Raw genomic sequence first — 25,215 nt, forward strand, 5'->3', positions numbered from 1 at the left:
TCGGTATTGTGTAATTCGCGTTGCCATAGTACTGACGCCAGACATCTTCCAGCTCAGAGCCGTACACGCTCAGCGACAGAGCGTCAGTCACCGCGTATTTGGCGCCTGCATAACTGATGCTATTGGCAGTCACGTTAGCGTAAGAAGCAAACAGGTCGTGGTCGCTGTTGGTAGTGACCGGTCCGTTGCCGCCGGTGAAATGACCCGCGTCGAGTTCAAGGCCATTGATCTCACTGCTCAGCAGGTTAAAGCCAGTACCCGTCTGCGGGAACAGCCGTGTACCGCCCGCAGCGAATACCGGTGCCGTAGGTTGTAAGTTACCGTAGAGCAGTTCAGTTTTGGAGAGCCGCACTTTCAGCGCACCACCCGCCCGGCCGTATTCATCCTCGGGTTCGCCATTGCCACGTACCGGCAAGTTACCCGTTCCCGCAGTACCTGCGCCGCCATCAAGTTTAAAGGCCCAGTTACCGAATGCCTCAATGCCAAAACCGACAGTGCCTTGCGTGAAACCAGAGCTGTAGTTAGCGAGAATGCCTTGCGCCCAATCCTTGCGGTCGTTGCCGCCGCCGTTTTTAACATCTCGATCGAAATAATAGTTTTTGAGGTGGACGTTAAGACTGCTGTCTTCAACAAATCCTTTCGCATCGGCCTGGTCGCTAACCACGGCGGCCGCTGCTAACTGGCTTACACCAAGAGAGACCGCTAGGGTCACGAGATTCCACTTAACGGACATCATTTTTATTTATCCCCTGATTCTAATATGCCATCGCCATCAAACACATGAGCAACAGGAACGCCTCCTGAGTTCAGGCGAATAAAATAACGATAGTTGAGCTTTGGCAGATGGCTAATACAAAAATAAGCCGGGGGCAAGAACCACGGTGGAATGACTGGCTATTTCAGCTCTGTTTTTTATCGTTTGAGTCTCTATATTGGGTGCCCGGATAGCTTTCCCCCGACGGTTCAAGTTTTAACATCGAAGTTCCCCGTTTTTATGTCGATTCTCTCGATAGTCATTATCGACTAACGTAATAGTTGCCCATTCATAACCGATGTTAAGGTTCGCCTCGATGACCGATCACGCCTCGACCGCTTTCTGACTCCGCATCAGAGATGCATCGATTAGGCTGCTCCACTTCATCATTCCTTTGGTTACAATTTTTTAGCCACCTCACCTTTGTGCGGTGGCTTTTTTTCGCCTGTCAAGTCAACGCCTGTTCTAGATGGACAGATAACAAAAATACTATTTTTCTAATGATCAACCGCTGCCAACAACTCGACACCATTGAATACTCCCCTCAGCTGCATCAGCCGACCACCCCTGCCTAACGGGCCGAGGTCGATCGGTGCCAGGCCCATGGAGCTGATCAACCCTTTGACTGAGTTCTTGGCGTCGACATCGTCTCCGGCGAGAAACGTTACGCGCCGGTAGCCGTCAGGTACAGCGTTAAAAAAACCCGCAATCGGCAAAGTATTGAAGGCCTTTATCACTTTCGCATCGGCGGCGAGCCGGGCGACGATCTCGCTGCCGCTGTCTTCACCCAGATCCGCAACCTTGTAGTCCGGCAAGTAATTCAGGAAGGTATTGGTGGCATCGATCAAGATGCGCCCTTGCCATTTCGGTAAGCCTGGCAACAGCTGCGCCACATTGATCCAAGGAATCGCCAGTACCACCAGGTCACATGCGGCGGCCTGGGCCAGGGTCGCCGCCTTGGCCTTAGGGCCTAGCTTGTGAATCAATGTCGTCAGGCTGGTCGGCCCTCTGCGGTTGCTGAGCAGCACATCGTTGCCAGCGCGAATAAACTCTGCCGCCAACGTCTCACCCACCGCTGCCGCACCAATAATTCCAATGTTCATAGATTTTCCTCCGCACTGTGCAAAGAACATGGGCATGGCCTGCTGGCCCAAGCGCAAAAAAAATTATAGTCGGGCTGCGCCGGGGTCGGGAAGGGACGCAGTCTCGTGCTGAGATTGTCCGAAACAGAGCGGGGACTCGACCGAAACGCCACAATAAACAATTTCGCAGGCACTGAATAAACTGACCGGCCCAGGTGTTCACTTATCGACACCACCTGTTTATTTCGCCTCGTCCTCAGGAGCAAACGCTGATGAACACCCAAAACACCGCAAAACCCGCCCGCCGCTCTTCCGCCTGGCTCGTTGCCGGTTGTCTGGCAGCCGCACTGTTGAGCACGCAGGTGCAGGCCTCAGGTGGCGGTAGCGATGAATCAGAAACCCCCAAAAAACCCAACTGCCCTAAAGGCCAGGTGTATGACACCAAAACCAAGAGCTGCGTCATGCAAACCAGCAGCCTGACACCCGACGCTGACAAAACCGATTACGCCTACCGTTTGGCCAAAGCCGGACGTTATGAGGAGGCACTGTCGCTGCTCGATACCCTGAAGGACCCAAACACCGCTAAAGCGCTGAACTACCGTGGTTACGCCACCCGCAAGCTGGGCCGTACCGACGAAGGCATTGGCTATTATTTAAAATCCGTAGCGTTGGACCCTAATTACGCGCAAGTTCGCGAGTACCTGGGCGAAGCCTACGTGATCAAGGGCCAGGTGGACCTCGCCAAAGAACAGTTGGAAACCATCAAAACGCTGTGCGGCACAACCTGCGAGGAATACCGTGACTTGGCCCACGCCATCGACCACTCCTCACGGACGTGACCGCTAGCGGGCATTTTTGGCCCGGCACAGTCAGGGCCATCGCTGCCAAGGTCATTTCGGAGGCCGTCATCGCCAGCATTATCGACAGCAGCGCCATCGACATAAGAGCCGAGCTGGGCCAGCACCTTGCGCGCTTGTGGCGTTACGGCTGGGTGCTGTCACGTCAACGGCATGTGGCTGATGACCTGGTGCAAGCGACCTGCGTCCGAGCGCTGGAGCGGGCCGCTCAATTTGCACCGGGCACGCGACTTGATCGCTGGCTGCTGACGATCATGCATTCAATCTGGCTCAACGAGGTTCGTGCCCAGCGCGTGCGTCAGGGCCAGGGATTTGTCGATGCCCAGAGCGAATTGTCGTTTGACGGTGAGCAACACGCACAGAGTCATGTGCTGGCGAGCCAGGTCATCAAGCGTGTCAATGCGTTGCCTGAGGCCATGCGCGAGGCGGTGTTCCTCGCCTATGTCGAAGGTCTTTCCTACCGAGAAGTGGCTGAAGTACTGAATATACCCATGGGGACCGTCATGAGTCGCCTCGCCACCGCTCGCTTGAAGTTGGCCGAGGCCCACTCACCCAGCGCCGCATCCAGCGCATCGACAGGAGACCGGCGATGACTGATAACAACCCATCCCGTACGCCGTCCGACGAGACGCTGGTCGCCTATATGGATGACCAACTGGACGCCGAGGAGCGAACCCGTATCGAGGCAGCGATTCAGACTGAAAATGGCGTTGCCGAGCGTTTCGATTACCTGTGCCGGAGTCAGTTGCCGTTCGAACACGCTTATGAACGGGTGCTTGCTCAAGCCCCCATGGAAAAGCTTCAGGCCATGTTAGCGGCCTTGCCGGCGCCGGGTTCTACGCCTGCGCGAACCTTGAGTCGTCGTGGTTTCCTGGCCGCAGCCGCCAGTTTTGCAGTGGCGGGCGTACTGGCGGACCGAGTATTTCTTGCGTGGCGCACGCCGACCATGCCCCATGGCTGGCGCGGGCTGGTGGCTGAGTACATGGCGCTGTACACACCACAAACACTGGATAACTTGAGCGACGACCCGGCCTCACAAAAGGCTCAACTGGCGGCCGTCAATGCGCGCCTGGGGTTAGCACTGGACACCTCTCAAGTTGCATTGCCGAGGCCTGAATTCAAGCGCGCGCAAATACTCGAATACGATGGCGTGCCCATTGCCCAGATCACTTACCTCGACCCCGAACGCGGCCCGTTAGCGCTGTGTATCACTCGCGCCAGCAGTGGCCAGACAGCGCTTGCCAGCGAAGAGCGGCTGGGCATGAACGTGGTGTTCTGGTCGGATTCAAGCCATGCGTTTATGTTGATTGGGCATAACACCCTTGATGAATTAGGCGCCATGGCGCAGTTGCTTCGAGGGCGGCTGAGTGCCTGACGCAGGGAGATGCGACATTTGCCCGCAGCAATGCCCGGTGATCATGGCTGGAATCAATCGCTCGATTCTGGTCTATTAGCGTGCATCGCTTGACGACTCCGACCTTGAACCGACCGTTTCACAAAAGGTAATCGAATGTCTGCCCAACGTCTTAAGAAAGCCTTCACGTCCCTGACCCTGCTCGTTTCTTTAGCGACCGCGCCTTCCGTGTTTGCCCATGCCCATTTGCAAAGTCAGTTACCGGCTGCCGACAGCACCGTGACGCCGCCCAACGAATTGCGCCTGAATTTCTCCGAAGGGGTCGAGGATAAATTCACCAAGGTCATTCTCACCACTGACACGGGAAAAACCGTGGCCGTTAGAAGCATCACCACGACCGCAGACGACAAAAAAGTGTTGGTTGTGATCCCTGCCGCCCCGCTTACCGCTGGACAGTACAATGTCGAATGGCACGCAGTATCGGTCGATACTCATAAAAGCGACGGTTCGTACACGTTCAAAGTAAGCCCGTGATTTTATGCAAAACGCGCTGATACTGTGCCGCTTCGTGCACTTTGCGGCGGTTCTGTTGCTGTTTGGAACCTGCCTGTTTCGCACATGGCTGTTCAGGTCGCTGCTGAGCACGCCTGACGCGGAGACCCCAGGCACTCCGGCGCTGGACACCAGGCTCTTGTGGATACTGCGTGGCCTGAATGCGTTAGCCCTGATCAGCGGCCTGTTGCTGCTCGTGCTGATTGCCGGAAGCATGGCCAACAACTGGCAGGACGGACTCGATCCATCGACCTTGACGCTGGTACTCGGCGATACCTTTTTTGGCCGGGTATGGAGCGGCCACCTGCTGTTGAACCTGCTGCTGACGATCAGTCTGGTGTTGACCCGGTATTTCTCGCCCCCACTGCGGCTGGTATTGGCAGCGCTATTCTTAGCGACGCTGGCACCCATCGGCCACGGTGCAATGTTCGACGGTTCCCTCGGCGACATGATGATGGTGAATCAACTGATTCATTTGTGCTGCGTGGGGGCGTGGCTAGGCGGCTTATTGTTGCTGTGGTTGCTACTGTCATCTGGGGCACAGGGCAACCTCAAGCCCGTGCTGCTGCGCTTCAGCGGAATTGGCTATGGACTGGTTGCAGTGATCATCGCCACTGGCCTGATCAACGTGCGGGTCATGAGCGGTGCAGTATGGCCCGAGCCTGCATTTTCCGGATTTGGTCTGATTCTGTTGATCAAGGTCGGGCTGGTGCTGTGCATGCTGCTGTTGGCGCTGTTTAATCGGTTGCAGCTCAATAGCCAAGGCAACACGCTGGGTATTTTACGGACCAGTGTTGCGATCGAGTGTCTGTTTGGCTTGGCGGCGGTGGCGGCCGTCTCGCTGCTCGGTACATTACCGCCGTTACCCAACGCCTGATTGCGCCATGCCGGATTTGAAAGCAAGTTACGGAGTGTTTGAGTGGGGCTTGCCGGATAGATTCCGCCGTTTTGCTGGAGAACACCGTGTCTGTCGCCAACCAACGCTTACTGCTCTACCGCGCAGCTGCCGATTACCTGTCGAGGATGGACGATGACTGGGCGCGGCACATCCAGGCTGTCGGCCCCTGCCGGCTGGAACCGAAGCCGGCCCGCGCGCCCTATGAGGCTCTGGTACGCGCCATCGCCTACCAACAGCTGCACGCACGGGCCGCAGACGCAATTCTTGGGCGACTAATGGCCTTGACGCCCCAGGGATCATTTCCCACTGCCGCACAGCTCCTGGGGTTTGACGTTGAGGTGTTGCGCGGGTGTGGTTTTTCCGCGAACAAAGTGGCTACGCTGCTTGGAATCGCTCAGGCCAGCCTTGACGGTGTGGTGCCTGATTACCCCGCAGCCTTGGACATGGACGATGAATCCCTGATTGAACGCCTGACCTCATTGCGCGGGGTCGGCCGTTGGACAGTGGAAATGCTGCTGATCTATACCTTGGAACGCAACGACGTACTCCCGGCTGACGACTTTGGCGTGCGCGATGGTTACCGTCGCCTCAAAGGACACGATGTGCAGCCCACCCGTAAACAAATGATTGAAATTGGCCAGGTCTGGCGTCCTTATCGCAGTGTGGCAGCCTGGTACTTATGGCGCGTGCCGGCTCGGTAATCTGCGTTATCGAATTTGACCGCAAGCCTCGGAGTTTCCAGCGATGACGTTCACGATACTCTCATCAGCATCAACGACACGATGAGTACAAGACCATGAGCACAGCCAATAGTCTGACCACCCCACCGCAACAACACACGGAAAACGATCCGCGTTGGGCGGCCGTTCTGGCGCGTGATCCGGCCGCAGACAGTCAATTCGTTTATGCAGTGAAAACCACCGGCGTTTACTGCCGAGCCAGCAGCCCTTCACGCTTGCCACGCCCGGAAAACGTCGAATTCTTCAGCGGAGCGGCCGAAGCAGAGGCTGCTGGCTATCGGCCCAGCAGACGAGCCGCGTCCGATCAGACCAGCGTCGCGGCAAAACACGCGGCGCTGGTGGCTAACTCCTGCCGACAGATCGAACAGGCAGACGCGTTGCCAAGCCTGGCCCAATTAGCGGATGAGGCCGGGTTGAGCGCCTACCATTTCCACCGCGTATTCAAATCCGTCACCGGCCTGACGCCCAATGCTTACGCTCGGGCTCACCGCGCCCGAAAAATACGAGAGCAGTTGACTCGGCCAGGCTCCATCACCGATGCGCTTTACGGCGCAGGTTTTAATTCCAATAGCCGCTTTTACGAAGTCTCGGACACGTTACTGGGTATGAAGCCCAGCAGTTATCGGGCTGGCGGATTGAACACCGATATCAATTTTGCGGTGGGTGAGTGTTCGCTGGGTTCCATTCTGGTGGCGCAAAGTAGCCGTGGCGTGTGCGCCATCCTTCTGGGCGATGACCCCAATCGGCTAGTCCAAGACTTACAAGACAAATTTGGCAACGCCAACTTGATTGGCTGTGATGCTGACTTCGAGCAATTGATCGCTAAAGTCATAGGGTTTATCGAGGCCCCGGCCATTGGCCTGGACCTGCCATTGGACCTGCGAGGCACCGCGTTTCAAGAGCGCGTATGGATGGCCTTACGAGAGATACCGCTGGGCACTACCGCCAGCTATGCCGAAATAGCGCGACGTATCGGCGCACCGACTTCGTTTCGCGCAGTTGCGCAGGCCTGCGGCGCAAACTGGCTGGCCGTCGCCATTCCCTGCCACCGAGTGGTACGCAGCGACGGGGATTTGTCAGGCTACCGATGGGGCGTAGAGCGTAAGCGTAAGCTTCTGGAGCGCGAGGCCAAACCTTGACGTAATGGACAGTAATAACTTTGCGGTTGAAACCTCAACGATTCAGAGTTCGATCCACGGACCTAAAGCATCAGGTTAAACCTGCAGTTTTCGTTTGCGGAATTCAGCGACTTTATGACGATTGCCGCACTGGGCCATGCTGCACCACCGGCGTTTGTGTGACTTGGTACGGTCGTAAAACCACAACACGCACTCGGTGTGCTCACAGGTGCGAATCAGCGAAAAATCGCCACTCACCAGCAGCGCGGCAGCCGCTTCCGCCAACGGCGCGAGAAATTGCTCGGCGGTTTGCTGTTTGCGCACCCGGTCAAGGCGCAATCCGGTTGGCGCATCCCAGACTAACTGCGGATGACTGAGCGCTTTACGCAGGTAGGCGTTCAACTCGGCGGGGTCGCCTTGGACACCTGCTTTGCGTTGTTCAAGCAATTTACGAATTATCTCTCGCAGCTCAACGCCCGACGCCATTAACGCACCCTCGGCAAATGCCGGCATCTGCGTGGCGTCAAACCAACCTGCACGCACCAGCCAACGCGCCACGTCACCGTCGTTTTGCCAGTAATCAACCACATCGCCGTCAGCCATCGCCTGGGTATTGAGCATATCCAGCACCGGATCGTCGGCCACCAGGAGCGGTTCGTTAAGTAATGTATCGGGGGAGTCAGTGGTCATGAGGATTCCTGTCCGCCATTTCGGATCTGTAGAGCCAACGTGTTGGCGAAGGTCCTTTAAACCTTATTGCAGCCTTCTGTAGCCCCTACAAAGAGTTGCGGATGACTCGGATTCGCTGTGGGAATTTATTCGCGGATGAATTCGCTCCCACAGAAAACGCATCGGTCGCACACGCAAATAGTAACCTCTATAGCAGCAATTAAACAGTTACCCACTGATGAATGGCTCAGCGATTTACATCTACCACCACGCGCCCGCGCACTTGACCGGCGATGAGTTGCGCCGATACCTCGACCACCTCACTGAGGCCAATCTCGCGGCTAATCAACGGCAGCAGCGCTACGTCAAAATCAGTCGCCAGACGATCCCAGGCTTGCACCCGATCAGCCCGAGGTCGAGTAACGCTGTCTATACCTGCCAGAGTGACGCCGCGCAGAATAAACGGCATCACCGTCGCCGGAAAGTCCATGCCTTGGGCCAGACCGCAGGCGGCTACGGTCCCTCGGTATTTGATGCCTGCGCAGACATTTGCCAGGGTGTGGCTGCCAACCGAGTCGACGGCTGCTGCCCAACGTTCCTTGGCCAATGGTCGACCGGGCTCGGACAAGGTCGCGCGATCAACGATTTCAGCGGCGCCCAGTTGGTTCAAGTAAGCGCTTTCAGCCACACGCCCCGTGGATGCAATGACCCGGTAACCGAGTTTGGCCAGAATAGCCACGGCAAAGCTGCCAACACCGCCGTTGGCACCCGTGACCAGCACGTCGCCTTTCTCTGGCGTCAGGCCGTGCTCTTCCAAAGCGATGACAGCAAGCATTGCCGTGTATCCAGCCGTGCCGATGGCCATGGCTTGGGCAGCGGTGAAGCCCTTGGGCAGCGGAATTAACCATTTACCCTCAAGTCGCGCCATTTCAGCCAGGCCGCCCCAATGCCCTTCGCCAACCCCCCAACCGTTTAGCAATACCTGATCACCGACCTTGAAGTCGGCATCAGTGCTTTCTTCGACAATTCCCGTCAGGTCTACGCCGGGAATCATCGGGAACTTGCGCACCACGGGACCTGCGCCGGTAATCGCCAGGCCGTCCTTGTAATTCAGTGTGCTGTACAACACCCGAACGGTAACGTCGCCGGGCGGCAAATGCTCTTCACTGATATCCCTCAAGCCCGCCCGATAACCCGCTTCGTCTTTCTCGATCAAAATACCTTTGAACATGCCTGCCTCCGATTTAGACCGATCGTCTAGAAATAGCTCAAAGCTCATTGCGGCAAGCCACGAAGGAAACCAGCAATAAACGTATTTAATGGACTATCACTTTGTACCAGCCGGGCGCGCAGCACTGCGCCTTCCCAACCAATCCAGAAAAATGCAGCCAATTCTGCGCAATCCGCATTGACGGATAATTCCCCGGCAGACTGGGCCGCTTGTAAACACGTCGCCAGCCGCGCCTGCCAATCCAGAAAGATGCCTTCGAGTGCCCGGCGGAAGCCCTCCGGCAGCACGCTGACTTCCTGGCCCAGGTTGCCGACCATGCAACCCCGACGGTAATCGTAACGGGCCATCCCGACCTTGGCGTCTTGGGCGAATGCCGCCAAACGCTCCAGCGGCGAGAGCGATTCATCCAGCAACCAGCGGTCCAGTTTGCGCGCAAAAAAAGTCGCGTAGCTGTCCAACACCGCGCGGCCAAACGCTTCTTTGCTTTCGAAGTAATGATAGAACGAACCCTTTGGTACCCCGACCCGCTTGAGGATGCTGTCGATGCCGGTCGCCATGAATCCCTGCTCAGTCAGCAGTTGCGTCCCGCAACGGATTAACACGTCACGGGTTTCGACGTTTTCCCGATCGACCTTGGGTGGCCGACCTGGCCCACGTGGTTTTGGCATAAGAGTAGTCATGGCGTAATATTAGACCGATCGTTTTTAATGTCAACCCACCCACATCAAAGACGACGTCATCTGCAGGAGCCAACGTGTTGGCGAGGCAGTTCAGTTGGCACATCGCGTCATTGATCTTGCCAACAAGTTGGCTCCTACAGAATGAGATGGTGGGTAAATCTCACCAACAAAGTAACCTCTAAAATTGTGTTTGACAGGTTACACAATTCAGCGGAAGAATAGTGGACGTTTCTACCCCAGCCCTATTTTCAGTTACCGAGGTCCATTGCCATGTCCACCTACCCTGCGCATGCCACTACCACCGTCCGCTATCAGCATGTCGAAGCCGATGGCGTTAAGGTGTTCTATCGCGAAGCCGGCGAAGCTGATGCACCCGTTGTGTTGCTCCTGCACGGCTTCCCTACCTCGTCGCACATGTATCGCGACCTGATTCCTCATCTGGCCAAACACTACCGAGTGATTGCACCGGACTTACCGGGCTTTGGCTTCACCGAAGTGCCAGCCGGCCGGAGCTACCGCTACAGCTTCGACGACTTGGCTAAAACCGTTGAAGCTTTTGTCGACGTGCTTGGCTTGAGCCGCTACGCCTTGTATGTGTTTGACTATGGTGCACCGGTCGGCCTGCGCCTGGCCGTTGCGCATCCACAGCGGGTGACTGCGCTGATTTCTCAAAACGGTAATGCCTACCTGGAAGGTCTTGGCGATGCGTGGGAGCCCATCCGTAATTACTGGCAAACCCCGAGTTCGGCCAATCGTGAAATCATTCGCGATGCGGTACTCAATCTCGAAGGCGTGCGCTACCAATACGTGCACGGGGTCACCCATCCAGAACTGATTGCGCCTGAGTCGTACACGCTGGACGTGCTGCTGATGCAGCGGCCCGGCAACGATGAAATCCAACTGGATCTGTTTCTGGATTACGCCAACAACCTCACCCTGTACCCGGCGTTCCAGGCATTTTTCAAACAGACCCAAGTGCCTACCTTGGTGATTTGGGGTCAACATGATCCGTTCTTTATCCCGCCGGGCGCAGAGGCGTATAAACGCGACAATGCCAACGCCGTAGTGGAGATGCTCGACACCGGCCACTTTGCCCTAGAGACTCACGCTGACTACATCGCTCAGCGCATCGTCGATGTGTTGGGAGATGCCATTCGTTGAAAATGGCCAGGCCACCCTGCCCGCGTATCGGTGGCCTGGCTGTTGTCTCATCAAGGGGAACATCACCATGAAGGCATGGCCCGACAACCGCATCCTCGATCTATTCGGTATACAACTGCCCATCCTGCAAGCGCCCATGGCCGGAGCCAGTGGTTCGGCCATGGCGATTGCCGTTGCCAATGCCGGCGGACTGGCTTCACTGCCCTGTGCGGCACTGAGTCTTCAGCAAATCCGCGACGAAGTGGCCTTGATTCGTAGCCGCAGCCGCGGCCCGCTCAATCTGAATTTTTTCTGCCACCCAGCACCGGCGGCTGATCCTGGGCGTGAAGCTCGCTGGAAGGATTCACTCAAAGACTATTACACCGAGCTCGGGGCTGATTTCGATGCACCCACGCCCGTCTCGGCACGCGCGCCCTTTGACGACGCCACTTGCGCCCTGGTAGAGGCATTGAAACCTGAGGTGGTCAGCTTCCATTTCGGCCTGCCAGCGCAAGCATTGCTGGATCGGGTCAAGGCCACGGGCGCCAAAATCATTTCGTCGGCTACCACCGTTGACGAAGCGATCTGGCTGGAATTGCACGGCTGCGACGCGATTATTGCCATGGGCTACGAAGCGGGTGGCCATCGCGGCCTCTTCCTCGGCGAGGACCTGCACACTCAAGTCGGAACGTTCGCACTGGTCCCGCAAGTGGTCGATGCCGTCAGTGTTCCGGTCATAGCCGCAGGCGGCATCGGGGACGCCCGCGGTATCGTCGCCGCGTTTGCACTAGGCGCCTCGGCGGTGCAATTAGGCACTGTCTATTTGTTCTGTCCGGAAGCTAACGTCAGTGCCCCTCATCACCGGGCGCTGCGCACGGCAAAAGCCAGTGAAACGGCGCTAACCAACTTGTTCACTGGCAAGCCCGCGCGTGGGATCGTGAATCGTGTGATGCGTGAGCAAGGCCCCATCAGTGCAATCACCCCCGCTTTTCCTCTGGCGGGGGGTGCGTTGATCCCGTTACGCGCCCGATCCGAACCCCACGGCAGCGGCGACTTTCTTAATCTATGGGCCGGCCAGGCAGTAGGGTTGAAACATGAGCTGTCAGCCGAAGACCTGACTCGACAGCTGGGCGCACAAGCGCTGGAAAAATTATCCCGCCATTGAAATGCTAAAGGCCGCGATGTTCGCGGCCTTTGGTTTTCATGCTTGATCAGACATTTCTTCACGCTTGGCTTCCACCCGATGATACTCCGCTATATATTCTTCTACATAGCGCTTGGCCTGTTCGGGGCCGAACCCCAACCGCCCCTCTGAACGATGGAAAGCCTCAATGCAAACGGGTCCACTACGCACTGCCCTCACGTCCGTTGCTGTCGTCATCGCTGCGTTCAGCATGAGGGCAGCCTTCGCCGATGACGTTCAGGTCGCCGTTGCCGCCAACTTCACCGCACCGATTCAAGCAATTGCCAAAGAATTTGAAGCGGACACCGGCCATAAGCTGGTCGCTGCCTATGGCGCCACAGGCCAGTTCTACACCCAGATAAAAAATGGCGCGCCGTTCGAAGTATTCCTCGCAGCCGACGACACCACCCCGGCGAAGTTGGAAAAAGAAGGCGACACCGTTCCTGGCTCGCGTTTCACCTACGCGGTGGGCAAGTTGGCATTATGGTCGGCCAAAGAAGGCTACGTCGACGACAAAGGCGCCGTGCTCAAAGCCAACCAGTACCGCCACCTGTCCATTGCAGATCCGAAAGCAGCGCCGTATGGTCTCGCCGCTACCCAAGTGCTGGCAAAGCTCGACCTGACGGATGCGACTAAAGACAAGATCGTCACCGGCCAGAACATTACCCAAGCCTATCAGTTCGTTTCTACGGGCAACGCCGAACTGGGCTTCGTTGCCCTGTCGCAGGTCTATAAAGACGGCAAAGTCACCAGCGGTTCCGCGTGGCTTGTACCGGCCAATCTGCATGACCCTATCAAGCAAGACGCGGTCATCCTCACCAAAGGCAAGGACAGCGCTGCGGCCAGAGCATTGGTTGAGTACCTGAAAGGGCCTAGAGCCGCTGCGGTGATCAAATCCTACGGCTACGAGCTCTAAATGCCCCTGGGCGATGAAGACCTCGCGGCGATCTGGCTGACGCTGCAGTTGGCGTCGATAACCACGCTCATTCTGTTGCTGATCGGCACGCCCATCGCCTTATGGCTGGCACACACCCGCTCATGGCTCAAGGGTCCAGTGGGTGCTGTAGTGGCGCTACCATTGGTGCTGCCGCCCACCGTGATCGGTTTTTACTTGTTGTTGGCCATGGGGCCCAACGGTTTCTTTGGGCACTTCACCCAAAGCATTGGGTTGGGAACGCTGACGTTCAGTTTCCCAGGGCTGGTGATCGGTTCGGTCATTTATTCAATGCCTTTCGTTGTGCAGCCGTTGCAAAACGCCTTTTCAGCCATTGGCACCCGACCGCTGGAAGTGGCAGCGACGCTACGAGCCAACCCATGGGATACGTTTTTCAGCGTGGTGCTGCCGCTGGCCAGGCCAGGGTTTATTACCGGTGCGATTCTTGGATTTGCCCACACCGTCGGTGAGTTTGGCGTGGTGTTAATGATTGGCGGCAACATCCCCGGCAAAACTCGCGTGGTGTCGGTGCAAATCTACGACCACGTCGAATCCATGGAATACCTGCAAGCCCATTGGTTATCTGGAGCCATGCTAGTGTTTTCTTTCCTGGTGTTATTGGCGCTGTACACCAGCGGCAAAACCAAAGCGGGCTGGAGCTAAAACCATGACCTCACCGCTTACGGGCATTCAAGTGCGCGTGCACATGGCTTATGCCGACTTCACGTTAGACGTCCACCTTGCTCTACCTGGACGTGGCGTTACTGCACTGTATGGTCATTCTGGCTCAGGCAAGACCACTTGCCTACGGTGTATCGCCGGGTTGGAAAGAGCCAAAACAGGGTTCATCCAGATCAATGACGAAATCTGGCAGGACAGTAGCAACGGTATTTTTCTCGCCCCTCATAAACGTGCGCTGGGCTACGTTTTTCAAGAAGCCAGCTTGTTCCCGCATTTATCGGTGCGCGGCAATCTTGAGTTTGGGCTGCGGCGTATTGCGCACCAGCCGTGCAAAGTGGAACTCAAGCACGCGACAGAGCTGCTGGGGATCGATCACTTGCTTGATCGCCGACCCGACAAACTGTCCGGGGGCGAACGACAGCGTGTTGCCATCGCTCGCGCCTTGCTGACCCGCCCTCGCCTTCTACTGCTTGACGAACCGCTGGCAGCGTTGGACGCCAAGCGCAAAAGCGAAATCCTGCCGTACCTGGAACGCCTGCATGACGAGCTGGACATTCCGATGCTGTACGTCAGTCACTCCCAGGACGAAGTCGCGCGATTGGCTGATCACATCGTTTTGTTGAGCAAAGGTAAAGCCCTCGCCAGCGGCCCCATTGGTGAAACACTCGCTCGCCTCGACCTGCCGCTGGCCATGGGCGACGATGCTGGCGTTGTGATCGAAGGCATTGTCAGCGCCTATGACGCTGACTACCAATTGCTGACGGTACGTTTACCGGGCAGCGACATGACCGTCCGGGTGGCGCACGCGCCGATGGGCATTGGAAAAACCTTGCGCTTCAAGGTGCAGGCCAAGGACGTGAGCCTCAACCTGCAGCCTGACGGTCAAAGCAGCATCCTCAATAGCTTGCAGGTCAGCGTGACCGGCGAGGTCCCTGCCGACAATGCCGCGCACGTCCTGGTACGGCTGGACGCAGCAGGAATACCGATTCTGGCACGCGTTACCCGTTACTCCCGTGACCAGTTGCGTCTATACCCCGGCCAACAGTTATGGGCGCAAATCAAGTCGGTGGCCGTGCTGGCCTAGACGCTGAAATCTTTCGGCACGACTGCCATTTCCAGCGGTCAATGGTGATACCTGCGCCAAGGAATCCGCCATGCTCGACTCAACCGACCTCACCCAACTGCCCTCAGACTTGCACTACGTCGATGACACCCAAGTGGGGTTCAGCCGGAAAATCCTGCGCGGTAAGTTCGTCTATTTCGACACCGAGGGTCAGCGCATCCGCGACGAGGCCGAAATCAAACGAATCAATGCCCTGGTGATCCCACCGGCTTATACCGACGTATGGATCTGTGCTGACCCTAAAGGCCATCTACAGGCCACGGGACGGGACGCACGGGGCCGCAAACAATACCGCTACCACTCACGTTGGCGAGAAATCCGTGATGAGAACAAGTACTCGAGAATGATCGAGTTCGGATTGGCCTTGCCCAAAGTCCGCAAGCAACTGGACGCGCAACTGGCGGCGCCGGGCATGGGTCGCGACAAGGTCATGGCAACCGTCATTTCGCTGCTGGACGCGACCTTGATCCGCATTGGTAATAGCCAGTATGCGCGGGATAATCGCTCTTATGGCTTGACCACACTGCGTAGCAAACACGTTGAGGTCAAAGGCAGCGCAATCTTGTTCCAGTTTCGCGGCAAGAGCGGCGTCGAGCATCAGATCAGTATCAAAGACCGGCGCCTGGCACGCATCATCAAGCGCTGCATGGAGCTGCCTGGGCAGAACTTGTTTCAGTACCTCGACGATAATGGCGAGCGTCATTCGGTCAGTTCATCGGACATCAACGCTTACCTGCATAGCCTCACCGGTGCCGACTTTACCGCCAAGGACTACCGAACCTGGGCTGGCAGTGCGCTGGCGCTTACCACGTTGCGCAAGCTGCAATGGGAAACTGAAGCTGATGCCAAGAAACATATCGTCGATATGGTCAAGGAAGTTGCGCGGCAATTGGGCAACACCCCGGCTGTTTGCCGGCGTTGCTATATTCATCCTGCGGTGCTGGAAGGGTTTCTGCTGGGGGACTTGGCCAAGCTGCCGCGCGTCAGGCAACGCAAGGGATTGCGCCAGGAAGAAGTTGCACTGGCAACTTTTTTACAGGCTTTGGCGACCAAGGCCGCTGACGTGGCCAACACTACGCCTGGAACGCACGTGTAAGTCAGCGCTTACTCGCGAACTCTACCGATAACGCCGTTACGCGGGAACGAGACGTGCTGACCGTTTTGATCCAGATTGCCAGACAGTTCCTCGATCCTGAGCAACAGATGACGCACCGCATGTTTGACTTCGCTGATCACTGCATCGGGCTCGTCAGCATGTCTCAGCGGGTTATCGAGAGCGATGCTCCCACTTCGCTGGCCCGTTAGCACATACAAGACATCGGCTCCTTCGCTGGCAAGCGCGGCCAGATAATCGGCTTTTGGCACGCGCTCGCCGCTTTCATATTTACCCTGCGCGTTAGCCGCCACACCACCGAGAAACCCCGTCTCTCGTTGCGAAAAGCCCAGCCGCTTGCGCTCTTGCCTGAGTCGTGTACCCATTTCGCTCATTTCTGACTACCTGCACAGTCATGACCGTTAAATATTCTCAAAAAAAATCCACGTTTTAAATGTCCAGCTTTTCAAAAGAACGACTGTTTGTCGGATTCCCGAGCGCTGGCCCAACAATCGGCATAACCGTCATTGGTTTGATGGTTGACTAATTCGCGAAGCCTATTTCAATAAACTAACGCAACCACCGCCCTGCACTTCATTCATCGTTTGCATTGAACGTCTTCTGTTTGAAAGGTATCAATCAATGACCGTCCAACTGCGCCGCATTACCTTTGTGAGGAGTCCATCTCATGGAACGACCCATCTTATTCAGCGCGCCAATGGTCAGTGCAATTCTCAACGGCAAAAAAACGGTCACCCGCCGCATCGTAAAGTCCACTCAATCGGTTACGTCAATATCCGCGCAATACCCAACAACGACTGACTTGGGCTCAGGCGGCGCTATGACGGAGATGGAAAGCGAGTCGTCGACGGTAACTCATTCAGTGGCCGAAGACGTCTGCCCGTTCGGCCAACCGGGGGACCAACTTTGGCTGAAGGAGTCTTTTTATGCGTTCGGTCACTGGGAAGCTGAACTCAATGACAGTACCCAGCGTGATGAATGGCATTTTGTAGACCTGACGTTGAGCACCGGCCTGACCTACCAGTTCGTTGAGCCGTTGGACTACGTCAAAACGTCGCGCTCTGATCCACGCTCCGGTTGGTGGCTACGACCCAGCCTGTTTATGCCGCGTCGAGCCTCGCGGATTGATCTGGAAATCACCGCTGTGCATAAAGAGCGCCTGCGTGACATCACCGAGGAACAAGCCATAGCCGAAGGCTTTTCTCCGTTGCACGACGGCACGCACGGTTACTTTGTGAACCATATGCCGCCTCCCAACGCCGGAATGAGCGTTACCGCAGTCATTGCCTTTGCGGTTTTCTGGCAGAGCCTGCATGGCACTCAGTCATGGAGCGAAAATCCATGGGTATGGGTGATTGGCTTTCGACGCATAACATCATAACGTCGTCGGTATTATGTACACATGACTCATCTGTTTAAGGCCCGTCCATGTCCTCGCAGCTCGACACACCTGATCACCAAGCCCTGTCGGCAGTTTCAGTGAACGGTTCACCCCTGAACAGTTCTGGCTTCGTCAGGGTACGTGGTGCCCGGGAGCACAATCTGAAGGACGTGGACGTCGATATTCCACGGGATGCCTTGGTGGTATTTACCGGTGTCTCCGGGTCGGGTAAGTCATCTCTGGCGTTCTCAACGCTGTATGCCGAAGCGCAACGGCGTTATTTTGAATCCGTGGCGCCCTATGCCCGACGCTTGATCGATCAGGTAGGCGTACCGGATGTTGACTCCATCGACGGGCTGCCACCGGCTGTTGCCTTGCAACAACAACGGGGCACCCCAAGCACACGTTCATCGGTGGGCAGCGTGACCACGTTGTCGAGCCTGATCCGCATGCTTTATTCCCGCGCGGGCAGCTATCCCGCTGACCAACCCATGCTGTATGCCGAAGACTTCTCACCCAATACGCCGCAAGGGGCTTGTCCTGAATGCCATGGTCTGGGACGGGTGTATGAGGTGACCGAACAGACGATGGTGCCAGACGATACGTTGACCATTCGGCAACGGGCCGTCGCCTCATGGCCCACCGCCTGGCAGGGCCAAAACCAGCGCGACATTTTGGTCACGCTGGGTTATGACGTCGACATTCCATGGCGCGACCTGCCCAAAGAGCAGCGTGACTGGATTCTGTTCACTGAAGAAACGCCCACCGCGCCGGTGTACGCCGGGCTCACGCCGCAAGAAACCCGCCAAGCCCTGAAGCGCAAGCTCGAACCGAGTTATCAAGGAACGTTCACAGGCGCTCGGCGCTATGTGCTGCACACGTTCGCTCACTCGCAAAGCGCGCTGATGAAAAAACGTGTGGCGCGCTACATGATCGGTAACCAGTGCCCACTGTGTGCTGGCAAACGCCTTACCCGTGAGGCATTGTCAGTGACCTTCGCGGGCTATGACATTGGCGAATTGTCGCAAATGCCCTTGCTGCGCCTGGCCGAAGTCCTGCGTCCGGTGGCCGCTAATAGCTTTCCAGAAGCCCCGGACCATGAGAGCGTGCTGAGCAAGGCGCAGACCGAAGCGGCTCGCAAAAAACGCATCGCTAAAGGCGGTGCGGCACATGACGCTGCGCCTGACATCCGGCACACGCCGAACCTGTCCGTAGAAAAACGCCTGGCCGCGCAACGAATTGCCCAGGACTTGTTGGCGAGGGTCAGCACCCTGACCCACCTAGGTCTGGGCTATTTGGCCCTAGAGCGCAGCACGCCGACACTTTCATCCGGTGAACTGCAGCGGTTGCGCCTGGCAACACAACTGGGATCACAGCTGTTTGGGGTCATTTATGTGCTCGATGAACCCTCCGCGGGCTTGCACCCGGCTGACGGCGAGGCGTTATTCGAGGCCCTGCAACGGCTTAAAGCCGCCGGCAATTCACTGTTTGTGGTCGAGCACGACGTCGAGACCATGCGCCGTGCCGACTGGCTGATCGATGTCGGTCCGGCTGCTGGCGAGAATGGCGGCCGGGTGCTGTACAGCGGACCGCCCGCCGGACTGGCGCACGTTGAAGAATCGCAAACCCGCCCGCACCTGTTTGCCGCCCATGTACCCTTTAACCCAATTCGTCGCGAAGCCAAACACTGGCTTCGCCTGGAAGGTATTACCCGCAACAACTTGAACAATCTTTCGGCAGCGTTTCCTTTGGGGTGTTTTACCTCGGTGACTGGCATCTCTGGCTCGGGCAAATCAAGTCTGGTCAGCCAAGCGCTTCTTGAACTGGTGGGCGCTCACTTGGGGCGCGCCATGGCCGACGCTGAGCGGGAAGAACCCAGCCTGGAAGATGACGCCCCGCAAATCAGCGATGGCCGTGTGACCGCTGGGCTGGAGTCGATTCGGCGACTGGTCCAGGTGGACCAAAAACCCATTGGTCGCACGCCGCGCTCCAACCTGGCGACTTATACCGGGCTGTTCGACAGCGTCCGCAAACTGTACGCAGCCACCCCGGAAGCCAAGCGCAAACATTACGACGCGGGCCAGTTCTCGTTCAACGTTGCCAAGGGACGCTGCCCCACCTGCGAAGGCGAAGGCTTTGTCAGCGTGGAATTATTGTTTATGCCGAGCGTGTACGCACCCTGCCCGACCTGCCACGGCGCTCGTTACAATGAGCAAACGCTGGAAGTCACCTGGCAGGGCCTGAACATCGCCCAAGTGCTGCAACTGACCGTTGAGGACGCGGTCACGGTGTTCGCCGAACAGCCGAGCGTGCTGCGTTCCCTGACGACATTGCGTGACATAGGCCTGGGGTATTTGCGCCTGGGCCAGCCCGCAACGGAACTGTCGGGCGGCGAGGCGCAGCGGATCAAGCTGGCGACGGAGTTGCAAAGGAGTCAGCGGGGGGCCACCCTTTACGTGCTGGATGAACCTACAACCGGTTTGCACCCTTGCGATGTGGACCGCCTGCTCAAGCAACTTAATAGTCTGGTTGATGCAGGCCACACAGTAATCGTTGTAGAGCACGAAATGCGTGTCGTGGCTCAGAGCGACTGGGTGATCGATGTCGGTCCCGGCGCGGGCGACCAAGGCGGCACGCTAGTGGCCAGCGGCACACCGGAAACGGTATCCAAGGTCGAGAAAAGCCGCACAGCCCCCTTTCTGGCTAAGGTGATGTCAGGGCGATAACAAATTTAGGGCGACACGGTTAGATGATTCCCGCACTGTGTCGCCCATTCGTAACTGCAACTCGGCTTAAACTTTTATTTGGTAGTCCTATGATCCCTAACGCAGAGCTTTATAACCCTTCCACTGAATACGCCGACAAGCTAGTCACCCGCATCGGACAAACCCCCGCCTGGATTGCGAAACGCATCGGTGTCACTGATCGACGCATTCGCTATATTCTCGACGGTTCACGCACCGTAAAAGGCGTGACGACCGAGATCGAGATGACTTACCCAGAGCAATTTGCCCTTGAGTGTCTCGCTGCAGAAGCCATCGCCAAGAAGAAGCAGTCCTGACACCAGCCTGCACCCGGAGGGCCTGTTCAAGGCTTGAGGGGCCACTCGACGTCCTGATCCGACAGGTTTTTGCCGTCATCGGGATGTTTCCAGTCCTGGGGCGGTGGGTCCTCGTCGTCAGAAAAGGTATCGATATCCCGATTCGGTTTATCGGTATCCTCATCAAGCACATCAGGGCCCGGCAGCGGAATTGACTGACCCGGAGTCAGAACGCCACTTTGGGATAATCTTTCACTATTCATATGCACCTCGCTATTGAACCGAAGCCTTATCCACGGTCGGAAGCACCGCCTGCGATTCGTTCGGCTTTATCGGTTCCCCATTTCAACGCATCGCCCGGGGTCCATGCCTCGCCCTCGAGCAGTCGTGTTTCCTCAGAGATCATCTTCCCGTCAGACCCGTACACGCAAACCAGCAACGCCACTTTTCCGGGTTCCTGCTGCCGGGCTCTGATATCGATGTGGCAACCATTCTCGTAATCAGCCATGAATGTCTCTTCGCTGTTCGATGGGTTGCCCCACTCTGTAAAAATATTTCCGCGCTCAAACATAAAAACACCCCATAAATGTCGCTCAACCATTAGGTCGTCATCGGTTTGGACAGGCAATGTGCTCAAGCATTCCCTGGTCAGTCAGGGGGGGGCCACGCGAAAACTCGTTGTTGGCGAAGTCTTTTCAGGCGCTTTTGCTGCTGGGGTGAACCGAGCCAATAGCGGCAAGGTCCATTAAAGGACTCATCAACACATCGAGCGTGTGCCATGGCCCTTGAAGACATGACTATCCCGGCCGAAATCAGACGCGAGGCCGCCGATATCATTGCACGCATCGAGCACGCTACGGGAATGCTAGATGCATCGATGGTCGGTGGAGTCGCCGAAGGTTTCTTGATCGCGCTAAGGTGCGTAAATGCTATAACCGCTAAAGATATCGATCAGCTGGAAAGGGTCTTCGCTGATGCAACAGACGAAAAAATGGTATCGCTCAGAAAGAGCAATTGACGCGCCCTCGGTATTGCGCTGTGTCAGAGACAACCCAACCGACCCTCAAACAACGCATAACTCAGTGAGTTTGCGCAAAATCAAAGGGTAGGAGCGCGAAGCGGTCCCAACTGCTCAGCCCAGCTTCCATTGGAAGAACCGAGCTGCCTGATTTACGACTGCTCCGCAGCCGATCGCGGGCAAGCGCGCTCCTACGCCGGCCGTGTTTGCTACGCGACAGCGCGGCTTCGCAGACAAACCTCCTGTAGTTAACGGCTTGCCAGGCTTTTAAAGCGATGCGCCAGCGATTTTGTTCAATACCCGCGCGTTCTCTCGCCCCATAGTCGCACCTAATCTGAAGCGAATTATGGAGTTGCAATGAGTCTTTATCTGTCCATGGCCGCCTTTGCGCTGGCCGCCTCAATCAGCCCCGGCCCGGTAAATATTCTGACATTGAGCGCAGGCGCTCGATACGGGTTGCGCCCGGCCCTGCGTGTCGTCACTGGCGCTACCGTGGGCTTCACGCTGCTGCTGATACTTGTGGGCCTGGGCTTACATGAAGCGTTACTTTGGTGGCCGTATTTGACTGACGTGATCCGCTGGGCAGGTGTGGCCTTCCTCTTATATATGGCCTACCGACTGGCGCGGGATAGCGGGAGCTTGAGCACCGAAAACCCTGAACGCCAGCCCTCTTTTTTTGCCGGTGCTGCTTTACAGTGGCTCAATCCCAAGGCCTGGTTGGCGGCAGTGGCAGGCGTCGGCGCCTTCGTCAGTGGTGGGAATCAGTTACTTCCATTCGCGGCCATTTATTTCGTGATCTGCTACGGATCTATTGCCTGCTGGGCCTACGCAGGCGCTCACTTACGTGACTACTTAAGCAGTCGAAAAAGAGTTAAAACCCTCAACCGTATGTTGGCCGCCTTATTGGTAGCCAGTGCGCTGTACCTGCTATTGAGTTGAAGGCTCAGTTTGCCCGCGATAATGCCCTGGGGTCGCCGCCAGATGTTTCTTGAACGCCCTTTGTAGATGGGCCTGATCGGCAAAGCCAGCGTCAAGCGCCACCTCGGCAATAGCTTTGCCTGTCTTGAGCTGCGCCCGGGCGAACTGGATACGTCGGTTAATCAGATAGGCGTGGGGCGTCAGGCCGAAGTGCGTTTTGAACTCGCGAATAAAGTGCGAAGTGGAGAGGTCGGCGGTCTGGCTGAGTTCAGCCAGCGAGAGCGGTTCTCTGAAATTGTCTGCTATTAGCGTTTTGGCTTTGAACAGTCTTGAGGGCACGACCTTTGCTTTCTCGGTGGCGCATTTCAGGCGGTCGTCAACATAACGAAAAAATGCGTGAGCTAAACAGTCTTTGTCGTCGGGATTTAGCGCGTCGCTGATTAGCTGAACGAAGAACTGGTTAAAGCGATGGTATAAACCAATATCATGACTCATGGCTGCGGAATAAGGGCGGTATTGGGGAGGCATGTCGGCCGGTCGCTGACGCGAAGCGAGCCAACGAGCGTCGACGTAAAGCATCCGATAGGACCAGGGTTGAGCGGCAATAGGATTGCAGGCGTGCACATCGCCCGGATTCATCAACACCACTGTTCCAACACCAATGGTGGTGCTGAAATCCTTGTTCAGATAGGTGCTAGTACCGCCGGTAATGACACCAAGGGAAAAGGTTTCATGGGAATGCCTGGCGTAACAGACCTGGCGGCCATCCTCAACGACTCTGGCCTCTATAAACGGCAGTCGATCATCACGCCAAAATACTGAGAGTCGATCGGGCTCATCCATAAGACATGCACTCGCGCGTTGAAGATAAGAACCATTCACTCAGCAGCAACCACCTGATTACGTCCCAGCGCTTTGGCTCGATACAGTGCTTTATCTGCGCTGTTCATCAAATGATGCAGGTCTTTATTACCGGTCTGCGTGGAGGCGACGCCCAGACTGGCAGTTATATAGCTAACAGGCTCAGCCTTCAATCCAGCGATTGTCTGGATGAGCCGCTCAGCCACGCTGAGTGCCGCCTCGATGGAAGTGTCGGGAAGCAATACCGCAAATTCCTCGCCCCCCAGCCTGCCGCAAATACCAGCGTCAGGAAAAGACGCGCTAATGACTACGCCAACCTGACGCAGCACTTGGTCTCCCACCTGATGGCCGTACGTATCATTGATGAGTTTGAAATGATCCATATCGAGCATCAGGGCGCACAGCGGCAGACGATTGTGCTCACAGTAGCTGTGTAGCTGTTGGGCATTGTGAAAAAAAGCTCGGCGATTTTTCAAGCCGGTAAGTTCGTCAGTTTGCGCTGCATGGGTGGAAATGCTATGCGCTTGTTCCACTTCACGGGTCAAACGGAAGGCTTTTTCTAACGCATCCGAGAGATTGCGGGACGCGGTTACAACGAAGGATGCAAACACTAAAACGGCCAGTGCGATACCTACTTGCACCGCTGAACCCTGAACAAACAGCCACACCGTGCACGGCGACAACACCACACCGATGGACACTAGCGTCATGTCTCGGTAGGCCGAGTAGCAAGACACTGCACTGACCGACATTCCCACTGCGAACAACATCACTAAAACCTGCGCCAACAGGTCCTGAGGGGGCATTACCGCTAAAGCGCCCCCGCCCCAAATACTGGCGGACACTATCAAGGTGCTCCAATAGGTTCGCTCCCAGCGTTGAGCGGTACGTTCTTGCAAAGGGCTGCGAAAATAGACCACGAACATTAAGGTGCGCACCAACGATGACCCAGCCAATAACGCTATCCACGCAACGGTGATGGTGTGGTCGAAACGATCCCAGCACAGCAAGCACAACATGGCCGCAGCCAAGAAACTTCCTAAAACCGCCGACGTCGATTGCCTGAATAACTGATGTAACCGATCAGTCCGAACCTGCTCTCCTATGAGGATATCCTGGTCACGCTTACGTCCTAGGCTATCCATTTGTTCCGCCTGATCATGTCGTTCGAACAAAAGGACCATTATGGCAGCCTGCCACCCACCCGAACACCGAACTTGTTGCCTCAAGAGAATTTAACGATTCCATTACGTGAAAAATCCAAAACCGTGCCGTAAATCGTATGCCTGACGGACCGCAGTGCTGCTTTCGCGAACAGGTTCGTGCCGATAACATTGAATCCCCGACGCTACCTAAAGCCGCTCTCCGACATAACGCCAATGCCACGGTTCATAGGCGTACCCACTTGCATTTCCCATGGGGTAGGACATCACGAATCCGAATAAACCGGCGGATTTCGACAACCATTGAAATGCCGCCGTCTCTTCGAACTCTGTCTCCAGTACAGGACTATCAGGTGTGCCTACATCAACTGCGTAGCCTGTGTGATGCTCACTGAAAAACGGTGGGGCCGAAACCGTAAGTATTTGTTCAATGCAAACCCCTGCGGCCAGTTTGCGTTTTATAATTTCGCTTTGGCGCTGTACGCTCCTAAATGCCGACACGATATATAAATCAATGCCTTCTCGCCGTGCTGCCGTTTTTAACTCGCGCCATTTGTTAGCCGCAGAGGGAAATAACAGATGTTCCCGTCCATTCGGGTCACGCTCTGCCAAGTCAAGCAACGTTGCCTCGCCATATTCTTTAAGGTTGCGGGCGCTCACCCATTCCAACGGAATTCCAAGTTGCTGAAGCATAAGCAGTGCAGCGGACGAGTAAGTCATCAGG

The 25,215-nt window shown here is 56.5% G+C and carries 29 protein-coding genes; 18 read left to right on the forward strand and 11 right to left on the reverse strand.

Features of this window, described 5'->3' with window-relative positions; genetic code table 11:
• The coding region (locus tag JWR17_RS25375; protein ID WP_299835991.1) for an OprD family outer membrane porin at window positions 1-736 on the reverse strand (736 nt) is incomplete at its 3' end.
• 515 nt (window positions 737-1,251) lie between these two features.
• Complete coding sequence (locus JWR17_RS25380) at window positions 1,252-1,857, reverse strand: NAD(P)-binding domain-containing protein (RefSeq protein ID WP_299835993.1); 606 nt, start codon at window positions 1,855-1,857, stop codon at window positions 1,252-1,254.
• A 251-nt stretch (window positions 1,858-2,108) separates the two neighbouring features.
• On the opposite strand from JWR17_RS25380, the gene JWR17_RS25385 reads away from it, so the two are divergent.
• The 7 genes from JWR17_RS25385 (at window position 2,109) to ada (ending at window position 7,376) form a co-directional block, all read left to right on the forward strand.
• Window positions 2,109-2,675 carry a tetratricopeptide repeat protein gene (locus JWR17_RS25385; protein ID WP_299835995.1) on the forward strand — a complete coding sequence of 189 codons (567 nt, stop codon included), beginning with the start codon at window positions 2,109-2,111 and terminating at the stop codon, window positions 2,673-2,675.
• 113 nt (window positions 2,676-2,788) lie between these two features.
• Window positions 2,789-3,286 carry an RNA polymerase sigma factor gene (locus tag JWR17_RS25390; RefSeq protein ID WP_299836047.1) on the forward strand — a complete coding sequence of 166 codons (498 nt, stop codon included), beginning with the start codon at window positions 2,789-2,791 and terminating at the stop codon, window positions 3,284-3,286.
• Window positions 3,283-4,068, forward strand: a complete 786-nt coding sequence (locus JWR17_RS25395) for a transcriptional regulator (RefSeq protein WP_299835997.1) — start codon at window positions 3,283-3,285, stop codon at window positions 4,066-4,068. Before JWR17_RS25390 ends, JWR17_RS25395 begins: the two co-directional genes overlap by 4 nt.
• A gap of 135 nt (window positions 4,069-4,203) precedes the next feature.
• The gene (gene copC / locus JWR17_RS25400; RefSeq protein WP_299835999.1) at window positions 4,204-4,581 is read left to right on the forward strand and encodes a copper homeostasis periplasmic binding protein CopC; all 378 of its coding nucleotides are present in this window, start codon (window positions 4,204-4,206) and stop codon (window positions 4,579-4,581) included.
• A 4-nt stretch (window positions 4,582-4,585) separates the two neighbouring features.
• Window positions 4,586-5,476, forward strand: coding sequence for a copper homeostasis membrane protein CopD (gene copD / locus JWR17_RS25405; protein ID WP_299836001.1), 891 nt, complete (start codon window positions 4,586-4,588; stop codon window positions 5,474-5,476).
• 146 nt (window positions 5,477-5,622) lie between these two features.
• Window positions 5,623-6,198, forward strand: coding sequence for a DNA-3-methyladenine glycosylase (locus JWR17_RS25410; protein ID WP_299836049.1), 576 nt, complete (start codon window positions 5,623-5,625; stop codon window positions 6,196-6,198).
• Window positions 6,199-6,293: 95 nt separating this feature from the next.
• Window positions 6,294-7,376 (forward strand): bifunctional DNA-binding transcriptional regulator/O6-methylguanine-DNA methyltransferase Ada, encoded by a 1,083-nt coding sequence (gene ada / locus JWR17_RS25415; protein ID WP_299836003.1) that lies wholly within the window; start codon window positions 6,294-6,296, stop codon window positions 7,374-7,376.
• A 75-nt stretch (window positions 7,377-7,451) separates the two neighbouring features.
• On the opposite strand, the gene JWR17_RS25420 is transcribed toward ada, so the two are convergent.
• The 3 genes from JWR17_RS25420 to JWR17_RS25430 form a co-directional block, all read right to left on the reverse strand.
• On the reverse strand, window positions 7,452-8,045 hold the full coding sequence (locus JWR17_RS25420) for an ABATE domain-containing protein (RefSeq protein ID WP_299836005.1): 594 nt from the start codon (window positions 8,043-8,045) through the stop codon (window positions 7,452-7,454).
• 226 nt (window positions 8,046-8,271) lie between these two features.
• On the reverse strand, window positions 8,272-9,255 hold the full coding sequence (locus tag JWR17_RS25425; RefSeq protein ID WP_299836006.1) for an MDR family oxidoreductase: 984 nt from the start codon (window positions 9,253-9,255) through the stop codon (window positions 8,272-8,274).
• Between the two features lie 44 nt (window positions 9,256-9,299).
• Complete coding sequence (locus JWR17_RS25430; protein WP_299836008.1) at window positions 9,300-9,935, reverse strand: TetR/AcrR family transcriptional regulator; 636 nt, start codon at window positions 9,933-9,935, stop codon at window positions 9,300-9,302.
• Window positions 9,936-10,205: 270 nt separating this feature from the next.
• On the opposite strand from JWR17_RS25430, the gene JWR17_RS25435 reads away from it, so the two are divergent.
• The 6 genes from JWR17_RS25435 to JWR17_RS25460 all read left to right on the forward strand — a co-directional run bounded on the left by JWR17_RS25435 (window position 10,206) and on the right by JWR17_RS25460 (window position 16,092).
• Window positions 10,206-11,096 carry an alpha/beta hydrolase gene (locus JWR17_RS25435; protein WP_299836010.1) on the forward strand — a complete coding sequence of 297 codons (891 nt, stop codon included), beginning with the start codon at window positions 10,206-10,208 and terminating at the stop codon, window positions 11,094-11,096.
• A gap of 67 nt (window positions 11,097-11,163) precedes the next feature.
• Window positions 11,164-12,240, forward strand: coding sequence for a nitronate monooxygenase (locus tag JWR17_RS25440; RefSeq protein ID WP_299836012.1), 1,077 nt, complete (start codon window positions 11,164-11,166; stop codon window positions 12,238-12,240).
• Between the two features lie 229 nt (window positions 12,241-12,469).
• Window positions 12,470-13,174 (forward strand): molybdate ABC transporter substrate-binding protein, encoded by a 705-nt coding sequence (gene modA / locus JWR17_RS25445; RefSeq protein ID WP_299836051.1) that lies wholly within the window; start codon window positions 12,470-12,472, stop codon window positions 13,172-13,174.
• Window positions 13,175-13,855, forward strand: a complete 681-nt coding sequence (gene modB, locus JWR17_RS25450; protein WP_299836014.1) for a molybdate ABC transporter permease subunit — start codon at window positions 13,175-13,177, stop codon at window positions 13,853-13,855. It abuts the gene before it with no gap.
• A 4-nt stretch (window positions 13,856-13,859) separates the two neighbouring features.
• Window positions 13,860-14,957 (forward strand): molybdenum ABC transporter ATP-binding protein, encoded by a 1,098-nt coding sequence (modC, locus tag JWR17_RS25455; RefSeq protein WP_299836015.1) that lies wholly within the window; start codon window positions 13,860-13,862, stop codon window positions 14,955-14,957.
• A 70-nt stretch (window positions 14,958-15,027) separates the two neighbouring features.
• Window positions 15,028-16,092, forward strand: coding sequence for a DNA topoisomerase IB (locus JWR17_RS25460; protein ID WP_299836017.1), 1,065 nt, complete (start codon window positions 15,028-15,030; stop codon window positions 16,090-16,092).
• 8 nt (window positions 16,093-16,100) lie between these two features.
• On the opposite strand, the gene JWR17_RS25465 is transcribed toward JWR17_RS25460, so the two are convergent.
• Window positions 16,101-16,484, reverse strand: a complete 384-nt coding sequence (locus tag JWR17_RS25465; RefSeq protein WP_299836019.1) for a helix-turn-helix transcriptional regulator — start codon at window positions 16,482-16,484, stop codon at window positions 16,101-16,103.
• A gap of 293 nt (window positions 16,485-16,777) precedes the next feature.
• Here JWR17_RS25465 and JWR17_RS25470 point away from each other — a divergent pair, with 293 nt between their 5' ends.
• The 3 genes from JWR17_RS25470 to JWR17_RS25480 all read left to right on the forward strand — a co-directional run bounded on the left by JWR17_RS25470 (window position 16,778) and on the right by JWR17_RS25480 (window position 20,552).
• Window positions 16,778-17,491, forward strand: coding sequence for a hypothetical protein (locus JWR17_RS25470; RefSeq protein ID WP_299836021.1), 714 nt, complete (start codon window positions 16,778-16,780; stop codon window positions 17,489-17,491).
• A gap of 47 nt (window positions 17,492-17,538) precedes the next feature.
• The gene (locus JWR17_RS25475; RefSeq protein ID WP_299836022.1) at window positions 17,539-20,217 is read left to right on the forward strand and encodes an excinuclease ABC subunit UvrA; all 2,679 of its coding nucleotides are present in this window, start codon (window positions 17,539-17,541) and stop codon (window positions 20,215-20,217) included.
• Window positions 20,218-20,306: 89 nt separating this feature from the next.
• Window positions 20,307-20,552, forward strand: coding sequence for a hypothetical protein (locus JWR17_RS25480; RefSeq protein WP_299836023.1), 246 nt, complete (start codon window positions 20,307-20,309; stop codon window positions 20,550-20,552).
• A gap of 26 nt (window positions 20,553-20,578) precedes the next feature.
• Here JWR17_RS25480 and JWR17_RS25485 read toward each other — a convergent pair whose 3' ends face one another.
• Window positions 20,579-20,794: a hypothetical protein gene (locus tag JWR17_RS25485; RefSeq protein WP_299836025.1), complete on the reverse strand. Its 216-nt coding sequence runs from the start codon at window positions 20,792-20,794 to the stop codon at window positions 20,579-20,581.
• Window positions 20,795-20,820: 26 nt separating this feature from the next.
• Window positions 20,821-21,102 (reverse strand): hypothetical protein, encoded by a 282-nt coding sequence (locus JWR17_RS25490; RefSeq protein ID WP_299836026.1) that lies wholly within the window; start codon window positions 21,100-21,102, stop codon window positions 20,821-20,823.
• Between the two features lie 207 nt (window positions 21,103-21,309).
• Here JWR17_RS25490 and JWR17_RS25495 point away from each other — a divergent pair, with 207 nt between their 5' ends.
• Together JWR17_RS25495 and JWR17_RS25500 are read left to right on the forward strand one after the other, a co-directional pair.
• Complete coding sequence (locus JWR17_RS25495; RefSeq protein WP_299836028.1) at window positions 21,310-21,549, forward strand: hypothetical protein; 240 nt, start codon at window positions 21,310-21,312, stop codon at window positions 21,547-21,549.
• A gap of 357 nt (window positions 21,550-21,906) precedes the next feature.
• Window positions 21,907-22,488 (forward strand): LysE family translocator, encoded by a 582-nt coding sequence (locus JWR17_RS25500; RefSeq protein WP_299836030.1) that lies wholly within the window; start codon window positions 21,907-21,909, stop codon window positions 22,486-22,488.
• Here the strand turns inward: JWR17_RS25500 and JWR17_RS25505 are convergent.
• From JWR17_RS25505 to JWR17_RS25515, 3 genes are all read right to left on the reverse strand, one after another.
• On the reverse strand, window positions 22,477-23,310 hold the full coding sequence (locus JWR17_RS25505; RefSeq protein ID WP_299836053.1) for an AraC family transcriptional regulator: 834 nt from the start codon (window positions 23,308-23,310) through the stop codon (window positions 22,477-22,479). The genes JWR17_RS25500 and JWR17_RS25505 overlap by 12 nt on opposite strands.
• 35 nt (window positions 23,311-23,345) lie before the next feature.
• Window positions 23,346-24,473: a diguanylate cyclase gene (locus JWR17_RS25510; RefSeq protein ID WP_299836032.1), complete on the reverse strand. Its 1,128-nt coding sequence runs from the start codon at window positions 24,471-24,473 to the stop codon at window positions 23,346-23,348.
• 207 nt (window positions 24,474-24,680) lie between these two features.
• Window positions 24,681-25,211 (reverse strand): M15 family metallopeptidase, encoded by a 531-nt coding sequence (locus JWR17_RS25515; RefSeq protein ID WP_299836034.1) that lies wholly within the window; start codon window positions 25,209-25,211, stop codon window positions 24,681-24,683.
• Between the last annotated feature and the right edge of the window lie 4 nt (window positions 25,212-25,215).

The organism is Pseudomonas sp. (assembly GCF_028293835.1).
Taxonomy (GTDB): Bacteria; Pseudomonadota; Gammaproteobacteria; order Pseudomonadales; family Pseudomonadaceae; genus Aquipseudomonas.